General features: G+C 65.6%; 9 protein-coding genes. 1 reads left to right on the forward strand and 8 read right to left on the reverse strand.

The genetic code is table 11. The features are described 5' to 3' along the window. Nucleotides 1-11: 11 nt before the first annotated feature. The 8 genes from SA190iCDA_RS01180 to pilG form a co-directional block, all read right to left on the reverse strand. Nucleotides 12-482 (reverse strand): chemotaxis protein CheW, encoded by a 471-nt coding sequence (locus SA190iCDA_RS01180; RefSeq protein ID WP_070885877.1) that lies wholly within the window; start codon nt 480-482, stop codon nt 12-14. Nucleotides 483-494: 12 nt separating this feature from the next. Beyond that, nucleotides 495-1,553, reverse strand: a complete 1,059-nt coding sequence (locus SA190iCDA_RS01185; protein WP_070886185.1) for a chemotaxis protein CheB — start codon at nt 1,551-1,553, stop codon at nt 495-497. Further along, nucleotides 1,550-9,070: an Hpt domain-containing protein gene (locus SA190iCDA_RS01190; RefSeq protein WP_070885876.1), complete on the reverse strand. Its 7,521-nt coding sequence runs from the start codon at nt 9,068-9,070 to the stop codon at nt 1,550-1,552. The genes SA190iCDA_RS01185 and SA190iCDA_RS01190 overlap by 4 nt, the downstream gene beginning before the upstream one ends. 14 nt (nt 9,071-9,084) lie before the next feature. Continuing rightward, on the reverse strand, nt 9,085-9,933 hold the full coding sequence (locus SA190iCDA_RS01195; RefSeq protein ID WP_070886184.1) for a CheR family methyltransferase: 849 nt from the start codon (nt 9,931-9,933) through the stop codon (nt 9,085-9,087). A gap of 68 nt (nt 9,934-10,001) precedes the next feature. Next, the gene (locus SA190iCDA_RS01200; RefSeq protein WP_070885875.1) at nt 10,002-12,050 is read right to left on the reverse strand and encodes a methyl-accepting chemotaxis protein; all 2,049 of its coding nucleotides are present in this window, start codon (nt 12,048-12,050) and stop codon (nt 10,002-10,004) included. Between the two features lie 82 nt (nt 12,051-12,132). Then, a complete protein-coding gene (locus SA190iCDA_RS01205; RefSeq protein WP_070885874.1) occupies nt 12,133-12,672 on the reverse strand; it encodes a chemotaxis protein CheW in 540 nt (179 codons plus the stop codon). Nucleotides 12,673-12,715: 43 nt separating this feature from the next. Continuing rightward, a complete protein-coding gene (gene pilH / locus SA190iCDA_RS01210) occupies nt 12,716-13,081 on the reverse strand; it encodes a twitching motility response regulator PilH (protein WP_013789448.1) in 366 nt (121 codons plus the stop codon). Nucleotides 13,082-13,129: 48 nt separating this feature from the next. Next, nucleotides 13,130-13,537 carry a twitching motility response regulator PilG gene (pilG, locus tag SA190iCDA_RS01215; protein WP_070885873.1) on the reverse strand — a complete coding sequence of 136 codons (408 nt, stop codon included), beginning with the start codon at nt 13,535-13,537 and terminating at the stop codon, nt 13,130-13,132. Nucleotides 13,538-13,765: 228 nt separating this feature from the next. On the opposite strand from pilG, the gene gshB reads away from it, so the two are divergent. Further along, nucleotides 13,766-14,728 carry a glutathione synthase gene (gene gshB, locus SA190iCDA_RS01220; RefSeq protein WP_070885872.1) on the forward strand — a complete coding sequence of 321 codons (963 nt, stop codon included), beginning with the start codon at nt 13,766-13,768 and terminating at the stop codon, nt 14,726-14,728. Nucleotides 14,729-14,731: the final 3 nt, after the last annotated feature.

The following is a 14,731-nucleotide window of genomic DNA, read 5'->3' on the forward strand; positions in this document are numbered from 1 at the left end:
CGGGCTGCCGGTCAGATCAGCTCGGCATCGGCCAGCAACTGCTCCAGCCCTTGCAGATCGGGAACGCGCAGTACCGCGTCATCCATCTTCACGGCAGCCAGTTCCAGGGGCGCCAGCGCCACGTCGGCCCGCGGCAGGTCCTCGCTCACCCGCAGGGAACGGGGAATGCCCTGGACCAGCAAGGCGATGAACTTGACGTTGGCACGGCCGCCCAGGGCATTGAGGATGGCGATGCGCGCGCCGCTGCCCACTACCGGCTGACCGCCACTTGCGGCCTCGAAACTGAGCAGCGGCAGGCTCAGGTCGCGCCAGGCCACCTGACCGAGGAACCAGTCCGGCATGCCGGCCATGGCCGGTGGCGCACGATAGGGAATCAGCTCGGCCACCGCCACGTTGGGCAGTAGCAGCGCGCGATCGGCCAGCGGCACGACCAGACCGGTCAGGCTGCTGACGCTGTTCTGGGTAACGACGGCTTGGCTCATGAAAACATCCTGTCAGACAGCGAACGAGGTAGGAGAAGAGTGCCGATCACCGGCGCACTGTTCGGCGAGGTGCTCGACCAGCGCCGCGGCCAGCTCCCGCGGATCGGCGGTGAAGCTGCTATAGCCGCCCTCGCGCAGGCTGTCGGGCATGCTCGAGCAGGCGCAACTCTCGGCCCGCTGGGTCCAGATGATGCCACCCTGGCGTTTCACGTAGGCAGCCGCGGCGCTGCCATCGCTGCCCATGCCACTGAAAGCGATCACGCCACTGTTGGCAGCGTAGCGCTGGGCCAGGTTGAGCATCATCTGGTCGATCGACGGGCTGTAGGGTTCCGGCCAGGGACGATTGGCGACACGCATGGCACCGTCATCGGCAAAGGTCAGTTCGTTGCTGATCGGCACCACCACCACTTCGCCGCAGCGCAGGGCATCGCCATCACGTACGGTGCCGACCCGCCACTGGCTGTGGCGGCCCACGGCCTGGGGCAGTGTGGCTTCGAAACTGGGATCGATATGCTGGGCATACAGGAAGGCCACCGGCAGGCCGCCCGGCAGCGCGTCGAGGAACGCCTTCACCGCCGCCGGCCCGCCCAGGGAGGCCGCCAGCAGCCACACCTGCCGGGCCGGCTCGCCAGCCTGCAGCGGCGTGTTGGCCAGCAGCGCCGGCAATTCGATGCGACCGGGGCGCTGGGCCTCGGCCAGCACGCCATCCAGGCCGCCATCCACGGCGGCCAGGGCGGGATCGCCGACCAGCTTCTTCAGTTTGCCGACCAGGCGGCGCTCCCAGCGCGGGTAGTGCTCGGAGCTGCGCTCCGGCGCATGGCCCTCGCCGAACAGCACGGGTACCTCGGCGTCGGCCATCAGGGTGTCGATCAGCGGCAGGTCATCGGACTGTACCAGGTCGACCAACCACAGGTCCGCTTCACAGGCCTGCAGCGCTGCATCATCGAGGCGCCCCGGATCGCTGTTGAGCACCACCTGATAACCGTTGCTGCTCAGGGCCTGCTGCAGCACATGGCGCTGCAGCGAGGTGTCGGCGATCACGGCGATACGCGCTGCACTGGATTGGCTCATGAGCGCTTGGTCCATTTCTCGATGGAGCCGAGCAACAGCGACTCCTGGTACGGCTTGCCGAGGTACTCGTTGACGCCGATGCTCATCGCCCGCTCGCGGTGTTTCTCACCGGTACGCGAGGTGATCATGATGATCGGCAGGTCCTTGAGGCCTTCGTCGTGGCGAATCAGGTTGGCGACCTCGAAGCCGTCCATGCGCGGCATCTCGATGTCCAGCAGCATGATGTCGGGCCGATGTTCCTGCAGCTGGGCGATGGCGTCGACACCGTCCTTGGCGGTCAGCACGTTCATGCCGTTGCGCTCCAGCAGGCGGCTGGTGACCTTGCGTACGGTGACCGAGTCGTCCACCACCATGACCAGGGTCGGGCGCTCGACCTCGACCTCTGCCACGGCACTGGCATCGGCCGACAGCCGCGGCCGTACCTGATACTGCAGGTGGGCGTGCAGCTCGCGGATGGTCGCCAGCAAGTCGAGAATCACCACCACGCGGCCGTCGCCGAGGATGGTCGCCCCGGAAATGCCCGGCACCGTGGCGAACTGCGGGCCGAGGCTCTTCACCACGATCTCCCGCGAGCCGGCCAGGGAATCCACCTGCACGGCCACCGCGTGTTCGCTGGAACGCACCAGGATCACCGGCAGCGGCAGGCTCTGGCCGACCAGCTTGGGATGCTGGCCGTTGTTCAGCAGGTCGCCCAGGTAACGCAGTTCGTAGGCTTGCCCGGCGTATTCGAAGCGCGGCGCATCGGGGCCGTAGTAGCTTTCCAGCTCGTAGGGCGAAACGCGCACGATGCCTTCGATGGTGTTGAGCGGAATGGCGTAGAGGTCTTCGCCGGACAGCACCATCAGCGCCCGGTTGACCGATACGGTGAACGGCAGGCGAATACGGAAGGTGGTGCCTTCGCCGCTGACCGAGTCGATGCTCATCGAGCCACCGAGCTGCTTGACCTCGGCGTTGACCACGTCCATGCCGACGCCGCGCCCGGAAATCTGCGTGACCTTCTCGGCGGTGGAGAACCCGGCCTCGAGAATGAACTGCAGAATCTCGTGCTCGCTGAGGTCGGCGCCAGTGTCCATCAGGCCGCGCTCGATGGCCTTGCGGCGCACCGCATCGAGGTTGATGCCGGCACCGTCGTCGCTGAGCGTCAACACGATGTCGCCACCTTCACGGCCCAGTTCCAGGCGAATGCTGCCCTGCTCCGGTTTGCCGGCCTTGCTACGCACCGCAGCGCCTTCGATACCATGGTCGACGGCGTTGCGCAGCATGTGTTCCAGCGGTGCGACGATACGCTCGAGCACCGTGCGATCCATCTCGCCATCGGCGTTGCCGACGGTGAACTCGACCTGCTTGCCCAGCTCACTGGCGACTTGGCGCACGATACGGCGCAGGCGCGGCACCAGGCGATCGAAGGGCACCATGCGCGTACGCATCAGGCCTTCCTGCAGCTCGGTGTTGACCCGTGCCTGTTGCAGCAACAGGGTTTCCGCATCGCGGTTACGCGAGGCCAGGGTTTCCTTGAGGTCCAGCAGGTCGGAAGCCGACTCGAACAGGGCCCGCGACAGCTGCTGCAGTTGGGAGTGGCGGTCCATCTCCAGCGGGTCGAACTCTTCGTAACCGGCGCGCTCGGCCTCGGCCTGGTAGCGGCTGAGGATCTGCGCCTGGGTTTCGGTATCCAGGCGGCGCAGCTGATCGCGCACCCGGTCGATGGTGGCTTCCATCTCGCTGAGGGTGAAGCCGAAATCGCTGACCTGCTGCTCGACGCGGCCGCGGAAGATCGAGGTTTCACCGGCCAGGTTGACCAAGCCCTCGAGCAGATCGGCGGGCACCTTGACCAACTCCTGCGGGGCACGCCGCGCGGCGGCCTCCTCGGCGGCCACTTCGGCGCGCTGCACGAACGGCAGCACGCGGTTCTCCACCGCGGCCGTCGGCAGCTCGCTGGCGGCGACGATGGACGTCACCGCCCGTGCCACCGGCTGCTCCGGCTCGGCCGCCGGGCGCTCGTCCTGGGGTTGTTGCAGCAGGCGCGTACGCAGCTCGTCGAGACTCTTCTGCAGGCCCTCGAAGCCGGACTGCACGTCGAGGAACAGGCTGTCCGGCCAGGGCGCGCCCTGGGTCTGGGCTTCGGTCAGGTGCTGCTCGAGGTCGTGACTCTGGTCACCCAGCTGCTTCTGCCCGGCCAGCCGCGCGCCACCCTTGAGGGTGTGCAGGATGCGCAGCAGGTCGTCGATGCAACTGGCATCCTCACGCCGCTCTTCCCAGCGACCGATGCCAGCCTCCATGGCTTCGAGCAGGTCGTCGGCTTCCTCGAGGAAGATATCGAGGATGTCATCGCCGTCGGCGTCGAAGGATTCTTGCGGCGCAGCGCTCAGGGGCACCGCGCGCGGCATGCTCAGCTGCTCGTCCGGGTTGGCGCGCAGGCGGCGAATGGTCTCGATCAGCTCGTCGCCGTTCGGCACCTGGCGCTGCGAACGCACGGCGTCGAGCATTTCGGCGAGACGGTCGTGGCAGGCATGCAGCAGTTCGAACAGCATCGGACTGGGGCGCAGGCGGCCGTTGCCGAGATCCTCGTAGAGGAACTCCAGCTCGTGGGCCAGATCGCCGATTTCGCGGATCTCGGCCATCCGCGCACCACCCTTGAGGGTGTGCAGGTCACGCTGCAGGGATTCCAGATCGAGGCTGTTGTCGACATCGTCCATCCAGTGGGTCAGGGCCGCGCCGGCGCTGTCGATGATGTCGAAGCCTTCCTCGAGAAAGATCTCGACCAGTTCGGGATCGCGCTCGCTGTGCACCGCCGCTTGCGGCGCCGGTTCAGCGTGCACCAACGGCGGCTCGGCTGGCGCCACGATGGGCTCGGCGGCTGGCGGTTCGGGCTCCGGCTCAGGCCAGGCATCCGCGGGGTCGACCGCCTCGGGCATCATCGCTGCGTCAGGCTCGGCGTGTTGCTCGTCCTGGCCACCACGCTGGCGGAACTGGCGAATGGCGGCGACCAGCTCGTCGGCCGGCTGCGCCGGCTGGCGGGCCTGCAGGTTGGCGAGCATGGCGCCGAGCAGCCCATGGCCCCGTTGCACGCTGTCGGTGGCGAAGGGGGAAACGCCGTAGCGGCGGTCCACCAGCCCTTCGTAGAGGGCTTCCAGTTCGTGGGCCAGTTCGCTGATCGGTGTCACGCCGGCCATGTTGGCGCCGCCCTTGAGGGTGTGCATGTCCCGTTGCAGCGACGACAGCAGCGTGCGGTTGTCCGGCTCTGCCAGCCAGCGCTGCAGGTTGCCGGCGGCGCTGTCGAGGATATCGGCCGCCTCTTCGAGGAAGATCGACTCTAGCTCGTTGTCGCCTGACTCGGCGGCCTCGACAGGCTCGCCGAGTGGCTGTTCAGCAACTTCCGACGCTTGCAGGGCGCGAGTCGCTTCTTCCAGCTCGATCACCTGCAGGCCCGGTACATCGCTCGACAAAAGTGCCAGCTTGGCCGGGTCCAGCGCTTCGTCGAACAGCGCACGCAAGGCGGCTACGCGCTCGGGGCAGGCGCTGACTTGGAGGCCGGCGGCCACCTGGTCCATCATGCTGACCAGCGCTTCGTGGGCCTGCTCGGCTTCATCGAAGAAGCGCTCGCTGACCGCCAGGCTGCCGTCTTCCACGGCGCCGTAGACGTCCAGCAGCGCTTCGCACAGCTCGTCGATCTGCGGCAGTTCGGCCATTTCCGCGCCGCGCCCGAGGGTGGTCAGCTCTTCGAGCAGGGTATTGAGTTCCTGGCGCTCGGACGGCTGGGCGCGCCAGCGGCGCAGCAGGTCTTCGGCATCGAGCAGGATGTCCATGCCCTCGGCCAGGAAGATGCTGATCAGTTGCGGATCGCGGCTCTCGCCGTGCTCGTCCTGGCGTTGGCTCTGGGCGTGTTCGAGGCGCTGCTGGTGCAGCTGCTGCACGCGCTCCAGAAAGTCCTCGGTACCCGCAATCGGCCGCAGCGGGTCGCTTTCCAGCTGGGCCAGGCCCTGACGGAACAGCGCCTGGGCCTCGACCAGCACCTCGGCTTCGGCCAGATCCAGGGGCACCAGGTTGACCTTGAACTCCTTGACCATCTTCTCCAACGGCGCGGCCACTTCCGCCATCGGCAGGATGCCCGCCATATAGGCGCTGCCCTTGAGGGTGTGCAGGGCACGCTGCAGGTCATCGGTCACCGGCTGCGGCATTTCCCGGGCGCAGTCGTCGAGAAAGGCGGCCAGGGTGTCGAGGTGGTTTTCCGCCTCGTTGCGAAAGATTTCCAGCAACTGCGGATCCAGCCCAGCGGCCTCTTCACTCGCTGGTTCTTGATTGGCCGATGCGGCAGCCACGATCTCGCCCGCGGGCTCGGCTACCGCAGCAGCCGGGGCGTCATGCTTTGGGAGGTTCAGCCCCTTGGCCAGGGCATGGGCGTCGGCCGCCAGGCGGTCGACGTCATCACGCTGGCGCTGGGCCTGGGCGGCGAACTCGTCGACCAGCTCGGGCGTCAGCGCGACGACCTGGTTGATCACCTGCTTGACCTCGTCACCGGGCTGGATGCTGCGGTCGAGCACCCGATTGAGCAGGTTCTCGATCGACCAGGCCAGCTCGCCGATGACCAGGGCGCGCACCATGCGGCCACTGCCCTTGAGGGTGTGGAAGGCGCGGCGGATCTCGATCAGCGCCTCGCGATCCTCGGTATCGGCGCACCAGCGCGGCAGGAACTCGGCGATGGTTTCCAGCACCTCGCCGGCTTCCTCGATAAAGACCTCGCGCAGCTCCTCGTCGATGGGTTCTTCATCGGCGGGCGGCGGCAGCAGGCTCGGTGGCACGTCCGCCGCCGGCGGGTTGATCGCCTGCACCGGTGCGGCCATCACATCGGCCATGGACATCGGCTTTTCGCCCACTGGCTCCTCGACCACGGGCGCCTCGGGCAAACCGGGCAGCTCGACTTCCGGCAACTGCAGGTCGTCCAGGTCGACTTCGTTCCACTGCGGTTCCCCGCTCGCCTCCAGATCCAGCGACTCGAGTTCCAGCGGCTGTTCTTCGAAGCCCTGGGAGGGCAGGTCGAGGGCCGGCAGCTCGGCTGCCGTTGGTTCGGAGTTGCCAGGCTCGAGATCGCTTCGCAGCTCGTCGAGCGACCACAGCTCGTCCTCGGCGCGGCCGTGCGGCTCGGGCGAGGCGACCGGCTGGTCGTCGAGGTCGAAGGACCAGGTGTCGTCGGCGATGGAAGCGGGGTGCTCGGCGAGCGGCAGCACCTGGGGTTCGCCAAGCTCCAGCGGCTCGGCGGAGAGCAGAATGTCGTCGTCCTGCTGCGCGGTGCCGGGGGTTTCCTCCAGCAGATTGCTGTCATCCAGCGACCAGACATCATCGGCCATGGCAGCCTTGGCATCGGCGTAGGGGTCGTCGTCCAGCTCGCTCAGGTCCAGTGCGTAAGGATCAGTCGCGGCATCGACTTGCCCTGGCGTCAGCGCCTGGGGTTGCTCGTCGGTCAGCGACCAGCTGTCGATCGTCTCCGCATCCCGGCTCTCTACCAGGGTCTCGGCGGCCTGTTCACCGGGTTCGATCACCTCGGTGGGCAGTTCAGGCAGGTCGGCTGGCTGAGAAGCCAGAGGCTCGGAGGCTTGTTCGTCCTGGGGCCAGTGCTTATCGGCCACGTCGGTAGCCAGGTCGACTGGCTCACTGGCCAGCTCCGGTTGCTCGAAAGCGGGCTCGTCCAGCACGGGCAGTTCATCAGCGACCGGCGCCGCCGCTGCGTCCGTCTCGGCGCTTTCGACACCGGGAGCAGCCAGCACGTCGATATCGTGCAGCGGATCGTCCAGCGGCGCCGGCTCGTCTTCGACGGGTGCATCGAGGATCGAGGGTTTTTCCTGCAGCGGATAACCCAGGGCGCCGAGGCTTTCCTCGGCAACGTCGAGAATCAGGTCGCCCTGGGTGGCGTGGTCGTCGGACAGCCGCTCCAGGTAATACTCGACGCTGGTGATGGCATCGGCCAGGGTGTCGAGGTTCTGCCAGTTCGGCACCGCCTTGCGGGCCAGCAGCTGTTCCTGGATATAGCGGTTGCAGGCATTGAGCAGCGCCGCGGCACGCTCCAGCGGAATCATCGCCAGGCCGCCACGCACCTGGGTCAGCAGTTCCGGCACACGGGCCAGGTGATCGTGATTCCACTGCGAGGCGATGAACTCGATGATCGCGTCCTTGGCCTGCTCCAGGCCATTGCGCGCTTCCTTGATCACCAACTGGTGGATCTGCCCGACATCGGTGGTGGGCAGGTGGCTTTCTTCGCGCTTGTTGCCGTCGTTCTGGCCGACCATGCCGGTCAGCGTCGCTTCGACATAGAGCAGCGCACCGGCGACGTCCATCAGCACGGCGTCGCTCGGCGACTGGGCGCCTTCGGTCAGGGCGCGTACCACGTCGAGCTGGTCGACGATGACCTTGCGCGGCTGGGCGAAGCCGAGCACCGCCAGGGTGTCGGCGATCTGCTTGAGCGGCACCAGCAGCGCCTGCAGCTCGTTGACCTGGGCGCGGTCGCTGCGCACGAACAGGTCGAGGCTGTCCTTGACCCGCACCAGCTCCTCACAGAGTGCGGCCACCACCGAGCGCATGGCATCGCGGTCGGGGCCGGCCAGGCGGGCCCGCTCCTCGTCGACCACACCCTCGCCGGGCAGCGCTTCGTCGAGGTTGTAGCGCTCGCGCAACACCCTGTTGCGCGGCGACTGCGGCGAGGCCTTGGCGACGTAGAACAGCAGGTTCTTGGTGAGTTCGTCCGGGGCGCTCTGGTTGATGCCGTCGGCGCCCTGCTCGGTCAGGCGCTTGAGCTCCTTGTCGACCTGGCGCAGCAGCGTGCGCACCGAGGTGCCGTTGGCGATGCTGCCGTTGGACAGGCCTTCGACGACGCCGGAGGCGATCTGCCACAGCGACTCCAGCGGCGAGTGCTTGCACAGGGTTTCCAGGCGCGCGAACACCCGCGCCATGTAGCCGAGATTGGTGCCCATGTCCTGCTGGCGAATGACCCCGACCAGGGCCACCTGCAGCATCTGCCGCAGCTTGCGCAGCAAGGTCGGCAGCTCGGCGGTACGCAGTTGGGTCAACGACTCGGGCGACAGCGCCGCGGCACGGGTGGACAGATCCGGAGCGAACAGGCTGGTTTCCGACAGCAGCTTCTCTCCCCGCGCTGCGCGCAGGTCGTTGAGCAGCGGCAGCACCACCATGGGCAGGTCGCGGCGCGCGGTCTGGATGCGGTCCAGGTACACCGGCAGTTGCAGGATGGCCTGCATCAGCACTTCCAGCGCTTCGCCCTGGTTGGCCACACGACCGTCGATCAGCGCCTGGGACAGGTGCTCCATCTCCTCGGCGAGCAAGGCCGCGCCGAAGAACTCGACCATCTGCAGGGTGCCGTGTACCTGATGCACGTAGGTCTGGCAGAAACGCATGCGCGTCGAATCCTGCGGATTCTCGACGAACGCCTCCAGTGCCTGTCGCGCCTGCTTCAGGGTTTCCGCGATTTCGCCCTTGACCCACTCCAGGGCGACATAGTCGTGCCGATCACCCATACACACTCCGTCTCTTAGCCCTTGCGGGTATACGCCAGCACTCGCTCATCGGCCACCGGAAGCATGTCCGGGTGCTGCCAGCCGACCACTTCGCCTACCCCGATCACCAGCAAGCCACCCGGCGCCAGGCACTCGGCCAGGCGGTTGAGGATCTCGCGGCGTCGCCAGCGGCGAAAATAGATCAGCAAGTTCTGACAAAAAATAACGTCCATGCCGGTCATTGGCGCCTTGTCCAACTCCAGCACGTTGAGCCTGGCACAGCACACCCGTGCGGCCAGTTCCGGCAAAACCTTGAAGCGTTCATCACCCTGGCGCGTGAAATAGCGCGCGCGCAGGTCTTCATCCAGCGGTTGCAGCCGGCGTCCGTCGTACAGGCCTTCCCGGGCCTTGGCCAGGGCGCTGCGGCTGATGTCGGTGCCGGTGACCCCGAATCGCCCCTGCGGCCCCAGCGCTTCGCTGGCACCGATGGCCAGCGAGTAGGCCTCTTCACCACTCGAGCAGCCCACGCTCCAGATCGCCAGTGGCTTGTCCAGGCCCTGCTCGCCACGGCGGGCGACGTAGGCCTGGTACACCTCGAACGAAGCCGGATGCCGGTAGAAACGGGTTTCCTGTACGGTCAGCCGATCCAGCAGGTTCGCCCATTCCACGGCGCCGCGCGGGCCATCGGTGACCTGCCGGTAGTAGCTGGCGTAGTCGGCGATGCCCAGTTCGCGCATGCGCGTGCTCAGGTTGGTCTGCAGAAACACCCGGCGCTGCTCGTTGACCACCATGCCCAGGCGCGATTCCAGCAACTGCTGCCAGTCGCGGAACTCCGTGGCGGACATGTCCGCCACTGGCTGCAAGGCCCAGACGCCTGACTGCATGATGAAACCCTCGCTCGAGCACGCGACCGCCGCCTGGTGCATCGTTCAATGCGCCAGACGGCAGAGAATCACGCCTGCTCGCCGTCGTGTGGCAGGGTGAAACCGGACACCGAGTTGCGCATTTCACTGGCCATCTTGGCCAGGTTACCAATGCTCTTGGCGGTGGCGGTGGTACCGGACGAGGTCTGCGAGGTGATCTCCTGAATCACGTTCATGGTGTTGGAGATGTGGCCGGCAGACGATGCCTGCTGGCGCGCGGCGTTGGAAATGTTCTGGATGAGCGCGGCGAGGGTCTTGGATACCCTCTCGATCTCTTCCAGGGCCACACCCGCGTCCTGCGCCAGGCGTGCACCACGTACCACCTCGGAGGTGGTCTGTTCCATGGAGATAACCGCTTCGTTGGTGTCGGTCTGAATGGTCTTGACCAGTGCCTCGATCTGCTTGGTCGCACCCGAGGAACGTTCTGCGAGGCGCTGTACCTCGTCCGCTACCACGGCGAAGCCGCGGCCGGCGTCACCGGCCATGGAGGCCTGGATCGCGGCGTTCAGGGCGAGGATGTTGGTCTGGTCGGCAATGTCGTTGATCAGGCTCACGATGTCACCGATCTCCTGGGACGATTCACCGAGGCGCTTGATTCGCTTCGAGGTGTCCTGGATCTGCTCGCGGATGTTGTCCATGCCGGTGATGGTGTTGTGTACGACTTCGTTGCCCTTGTTGGCGATGGCTACGGAACGTTCCGCTACCGCGGAGGACTCCGAGGCGTTCGCCGATACCTGGTCGATCGACACGGCCATTTCGTTGATCGCCGCCGAGGCACCGGCGATTTCCTGGGCCTGGTGCTCGGATGCCTCGGCCAGGTGCATGGCGGTGGCCTGGGTTTCCTGGGCGGCGCCGGCTACCTGCACGGCGGTCATGTTGATCGTCGCGACCAGGTCGCGCAGCTGGTCGATGGAGTAGTTGATGGAGTCGGCGATGGCACCGGTGAAGTCTTCGGTTACCGTCGCGGCCACCGTCAGGTCACCGTCGGCGAGGTCGGCGATCTCATCGAGCAGACGCAGAATCGCGGTCTGGTTACGTTCGTTCTTCTCGGCGGTTTCGGCCAGTCGACGGTTGGTCTCCTGCACCATCACCAGGCCGATGATCAGAATCGAACCCAGCGCCAGGGCGCCCAGCACGTAACCGGCGATGGTGTTCAGCGAGCGGCCCGAGGCCAGCCCCTCGAAGCCCTCGGACAGGGCCGAGGCCTTGTCGAGCAGGGTCTGCGAAACGGTGAAGATGGTGTTGGCCGATTCACGAACCTGGAACAGCTCCGGCGAGGTTTCGAGAATCTCGTCCACGGAACCGGAAATGAATTCGAACAGCTCGGAAATCTCCGCCAGACGCTCCAGGGCTTCCTGGTCGCTGACCTTGGTGATCTCCATGGCCGCGTTGCCTTCCTGCATGGCGCTGAGCACGCGGCCGAACAGACTGGCGTCGCGACCGAACATATCGGCGGCCTGCACCGAATCCTGGTCACCGGCCAGCACCTTGTTCACCGAGCCGAGAATACGTTCGGCCAGCAGCGACTGACGCTGGGCAACCGATACCTGGGCAGCGGGTGCGCCGCTTTCCAGCAGGATGTCGACCACTTCCTCGTACTCGACCTGCAGTTGCGGAATGGTTTCGGCCAGGGTGGCGGCCACCTGGTGCAGCGACAGAACGGTCTGCTCGCTGGCCAGAATGGCGTCGGCGTTCTGCCGCAGGGCATCCCAGTCCTGCTGCACGGCGGCCATCTGCGCCTGCACCGCGGCCGGCGCGGCGGGCAGGCCGGTCTGCGCGTTACCATCGGTCAGGTAGGCCCAGCGCGTCTGGAAGTCGTTGCGCGCATCGCGCAACAGGGCGAAGGCTTCGGCCTTGCCCGCCGCGGATTCGGTGGCGTCCTTGGCGATACGCTGGGACAGTACGCGCAACTCGCCCCCATGGCCGAGGTACTCGGTGTCGTAGTTAGCCTGCGTATTCATGTACGCGAAGTTGGCGAACAGCATCACGATCGAAACGATCAGGACGACGAACAGCCCCGCCACGAGTGCGCCGACCCGTGTCCCCGCCAGTACGTTGTTGGAGATTACTTTTTTCATTATCTGGCCCCCGCCTGGACCCTACCGCACTTCGAATTCCATCTAACGTCAGAAGGCTGGCTGCGCCGCCCCCACCGAAAAGCTATCTGTATGCCACGTCGCCAAACTCTGGGGCCTGGGCCAGCGCATGAGGGCTGAACACCAACCAGGGCTGCTCGCGCTGGAACACACCATGAATGTATGGCGCGATGGACGCCTCGAGCGCTGGTAACTGCTCGGAAAAGGTATCCACCGCAAAATGCTGCATGCCGAACACCTCGTCGACCGTCAGGCCCGCGAAGATGTCCTGATGATCGACCACCAGCACCCGCCGCTGCTTGCGCAGGGGCGACAGCTCAGCGCCGAAAAAGCCGCACAGGTCCATCACCGGCAGCAATCGTCCACGCACGTTGGCCACGCCCTTGACCCAGCTTTTCACGCCGGGCAGCAAGGTATGCCGTGGCTCGTGCAACACCTCACCGACCTCACCCATCGGTGCGACGAAAAATCGCTCGCCCATGCGAAAGCCAATGCCACTCCAGGTCTGCACCGCCACCTGCTGCGATGGCAAGCCCGCTGCCAATGCGCGGCAGCGCTGCTCGATGCCGAGAAGGATCTGAAAGGGGCTGCGTGTCTCTGACATGCCTGTCGTGACCTTCTTCTTTATCGTGTCGCGCTGCGCGGCCTCAGCCGGCGAGCACCGCGTTCAGTGTTTTCAGCAGCGTAGCTTCGTCCACCGGCTTGGTCAGGTAGTCCTTGGCGCCCTGGCGCTTGCCCCAGACCTTGTCGGTTTCCTGATCCTTGGTGGTGACGATGATCACCGGGATGTGGCTGGTTTCGGCATCCTTGGTCAGCTGCCGGGTGGCCTGGAAGCCGTTGAGCCCGGGCATGACGATGTCCATCAGCACCACATCGGGTTTTTCCTGGCGCGCCAGGGCGACGCCGTCGGCGCCGTTTTCGGCCTTGAGTACCTGATGGCCATGTTTTTCCAGCATGGCGGTCAGCTTGTACATTTCGGTCGGCGAGTCATCAACAATCAGAATTCGAGCCATGATGTTTCCCAATACATGAAGAGAGGCGGTTGTAGCGACAGCCGGGCGTCAGGACGCCTGCTCGACCGGAGAAAACTCCGGCACGTGGGTCTTGATCGCGCCGAGCAGCTCTTCCTTGCTGAATGGCTTGGTCAGGTATTGATCAGAACCGACGATACGCCCCTTGGCCTTGTCGAACAGGCCGTCCTTGGACGACAGCATGATAACGGGCGTGGACTTGAAGGCACTGTTGTTCTTGATCAACGCACAGGTCTGATAGCCATCGAGACGCGGCATCATGATGTCGACGAAAATGATGTTCGGATGGGTGTCGGCGATCTTCGCCAGGGCATCGAAGCCATCCACAGCGGTGATCACGTCACAGCCCACCTTTTTCAGCAGGGTTTCCGCTGTACGACGAATCGTCTTCGAGTCGTCGATCACCATCACCCTCAAGCCTTCCGAATGCTGTTCCATGTCTGCCCTGCCACCACTTCGGTGAGTCGTTGTATTACGCCATATCCAGTGCGCCGGAGGCCCTGAAACCAATGGGCCCGGCCCATCGCTGGGCCTTTTTAGCACACTCTCCACATGCAAGCCATCGGCCTGGTCGCCCTTGACCACCAGCCCCGTCAGCGCCACCCTTGGCGCCCATCCCTGCTACCTTCGCGGCTGCATCGCACCGCCCTCTACGGAGATACCTCAATGAGCGTTCGGCTCGGCATCGTCATGGATCCCATCGCACAGATCGCCTACAAGAAGGACAGCTCGCTGGCCATGCTGCTGGCTGCCCAGGCGCGCGGCTGGAGCCTCTTCTATATGGAGCAGAAGGACCTCTACCAGGCCGCCGGTGTCGCCCGCGGCCGTACCCGCCCGCTCACGGTGTTCGCCGATCCCCAGCACTGGTTCGAGTTCGGTGACGAGCAGGACATGCCCCTGGCCGAACTCGACGTGATCCTGATGCGCAAGGATCCGCCCTTCGATAACGAATTCGTCTATTCAACCTACCTGCTCGAACAGGCCGAGGAAGCCGGCACCCTGGTGGTCAACCGCCCCCAGAGCCTGCGCGACTGCAACGAGAAGTTCTTTGCCACGCGCTTTCCTGAGTTCACGCCGGAAACCATCGTCAGCCGTAGACCCGACATTCTGCGTGATTTTGCGCGACAGCACCGTGACATCATTCTCAAACCCCTCGATGGAATGGGCGGATCGATGATCTTTCGTCACCGCGAGGGCGACCCGAACCTGTCGGTGATCCTCGAAGCCCTCACCGCCCACGGCAGCCAGCAGATCATGGCGCAGCGTTACCTGCCGGCCATCGTCGACGGCGACAAGCGTATTCTGATGATAGACGGTGAACCGGTGCCCTACTGCCTGGCGCGCATTCCGGCCAGCGGCGAAACCCGCGGCAACCTGGCCGCCGGCGGCCGCGGCGAAGCCCGCCCGCTCACCGAGCGCGATCGCGAGATCGCCGCCGCCGTCGGCCCGAGCCTGCGCGAACGCGGCCTGCTGTTCGTCGGCCTGGACGTGATCGGCGACCGCCTCACCGAGATCAACGTCACCAGCCCGACCTGCATTCGCGAGATCGATGCGGCCTTCGACACGCGTATCGGCGAACGGCTGATGGACAAGATTGCCGAAAAGCTCAATGCGCGGAGTGCTTCATAGACT

Source organism: Pseudomonas argentinensis (assembly GCF_001839655.2).
In the GTDB taxonomy this organism is placed as follows: Bacteria; Pseudomonadota; Gammaproteobacteria; order Pseudomonadales; family Pseudomonadaceae; genus Aquipseudomonas; species Aquipseudomonas argentinensis_B.

Excerpts from the sequence above, each read along its gene's own strand:
- SA190iCDA_RS01180 (WP_070885877.1), bottom strand. The coding sequence starts at position 482 with ATGAGCCAAGCCGTCGTTACCCAGAACAGCGTCAGCAGCCTGACCGGT.
- SA190iCDA_RS01185 (WP_070886185.1), bottom strand. The coding sequence starts at position 1,553 with ATGAGCCAATCCAGTGCAGCGCGTATCGCCGTGATCGCCGACACCTCG.
- SA190iCDA_RS01190 (WP_070885876.1), bottom strand. The coding sequence starts at position 9,070 with ATGGGTGATCGGCACGACTATGTCGCCCTGGAGTGGGTCAAGGGCGAA.
- SA190iCDA_RS01195 (WP_070886184.1), bottom strand. The coding sequence starts at position 9,933 with ATGCAGTCAGGCGTCTGGGCCTTGCAGCCAGTGGCGGACATGTCCGCC.
- SA190iCDA_RS01200 (WP_070885875.1), bottom strand. The coding sequence starts at position 12,050 with ATGAAAAAAGTAATCTCCAACAACGTACTGGCGGGGACACGGGTCGGC.
- SA190iCDA_RS01205 (WP_070885874.1), bottom strand. The coding sequence starts at position 12,672 with ATGTCAGAGACACGCAGCCCCTTTCAGATCCTTCTCGGCATCGAGCAG.
- pilH (WP_013789448.1), bottom strand. The coding sequence starts at position 13,081 with ATGGCTCGAATTCTGATTGTTGATGACTCGCCGACCGAAATGTACAAG.
- pilG (WP_070885873.1), bottom strand. The coding sequence starts at position 13,537 with ATGGAACAGCATTCGGAAGGCTTGAGGGTGATGGTGATCGACGACTCG.
- gshB (WP_070885872.1), top strand. The coding sequence starts at position 13,766 with ATGAGCGTTCGGCTCGGCATCGTCATGGATCCCATCGCACAGATCGCC.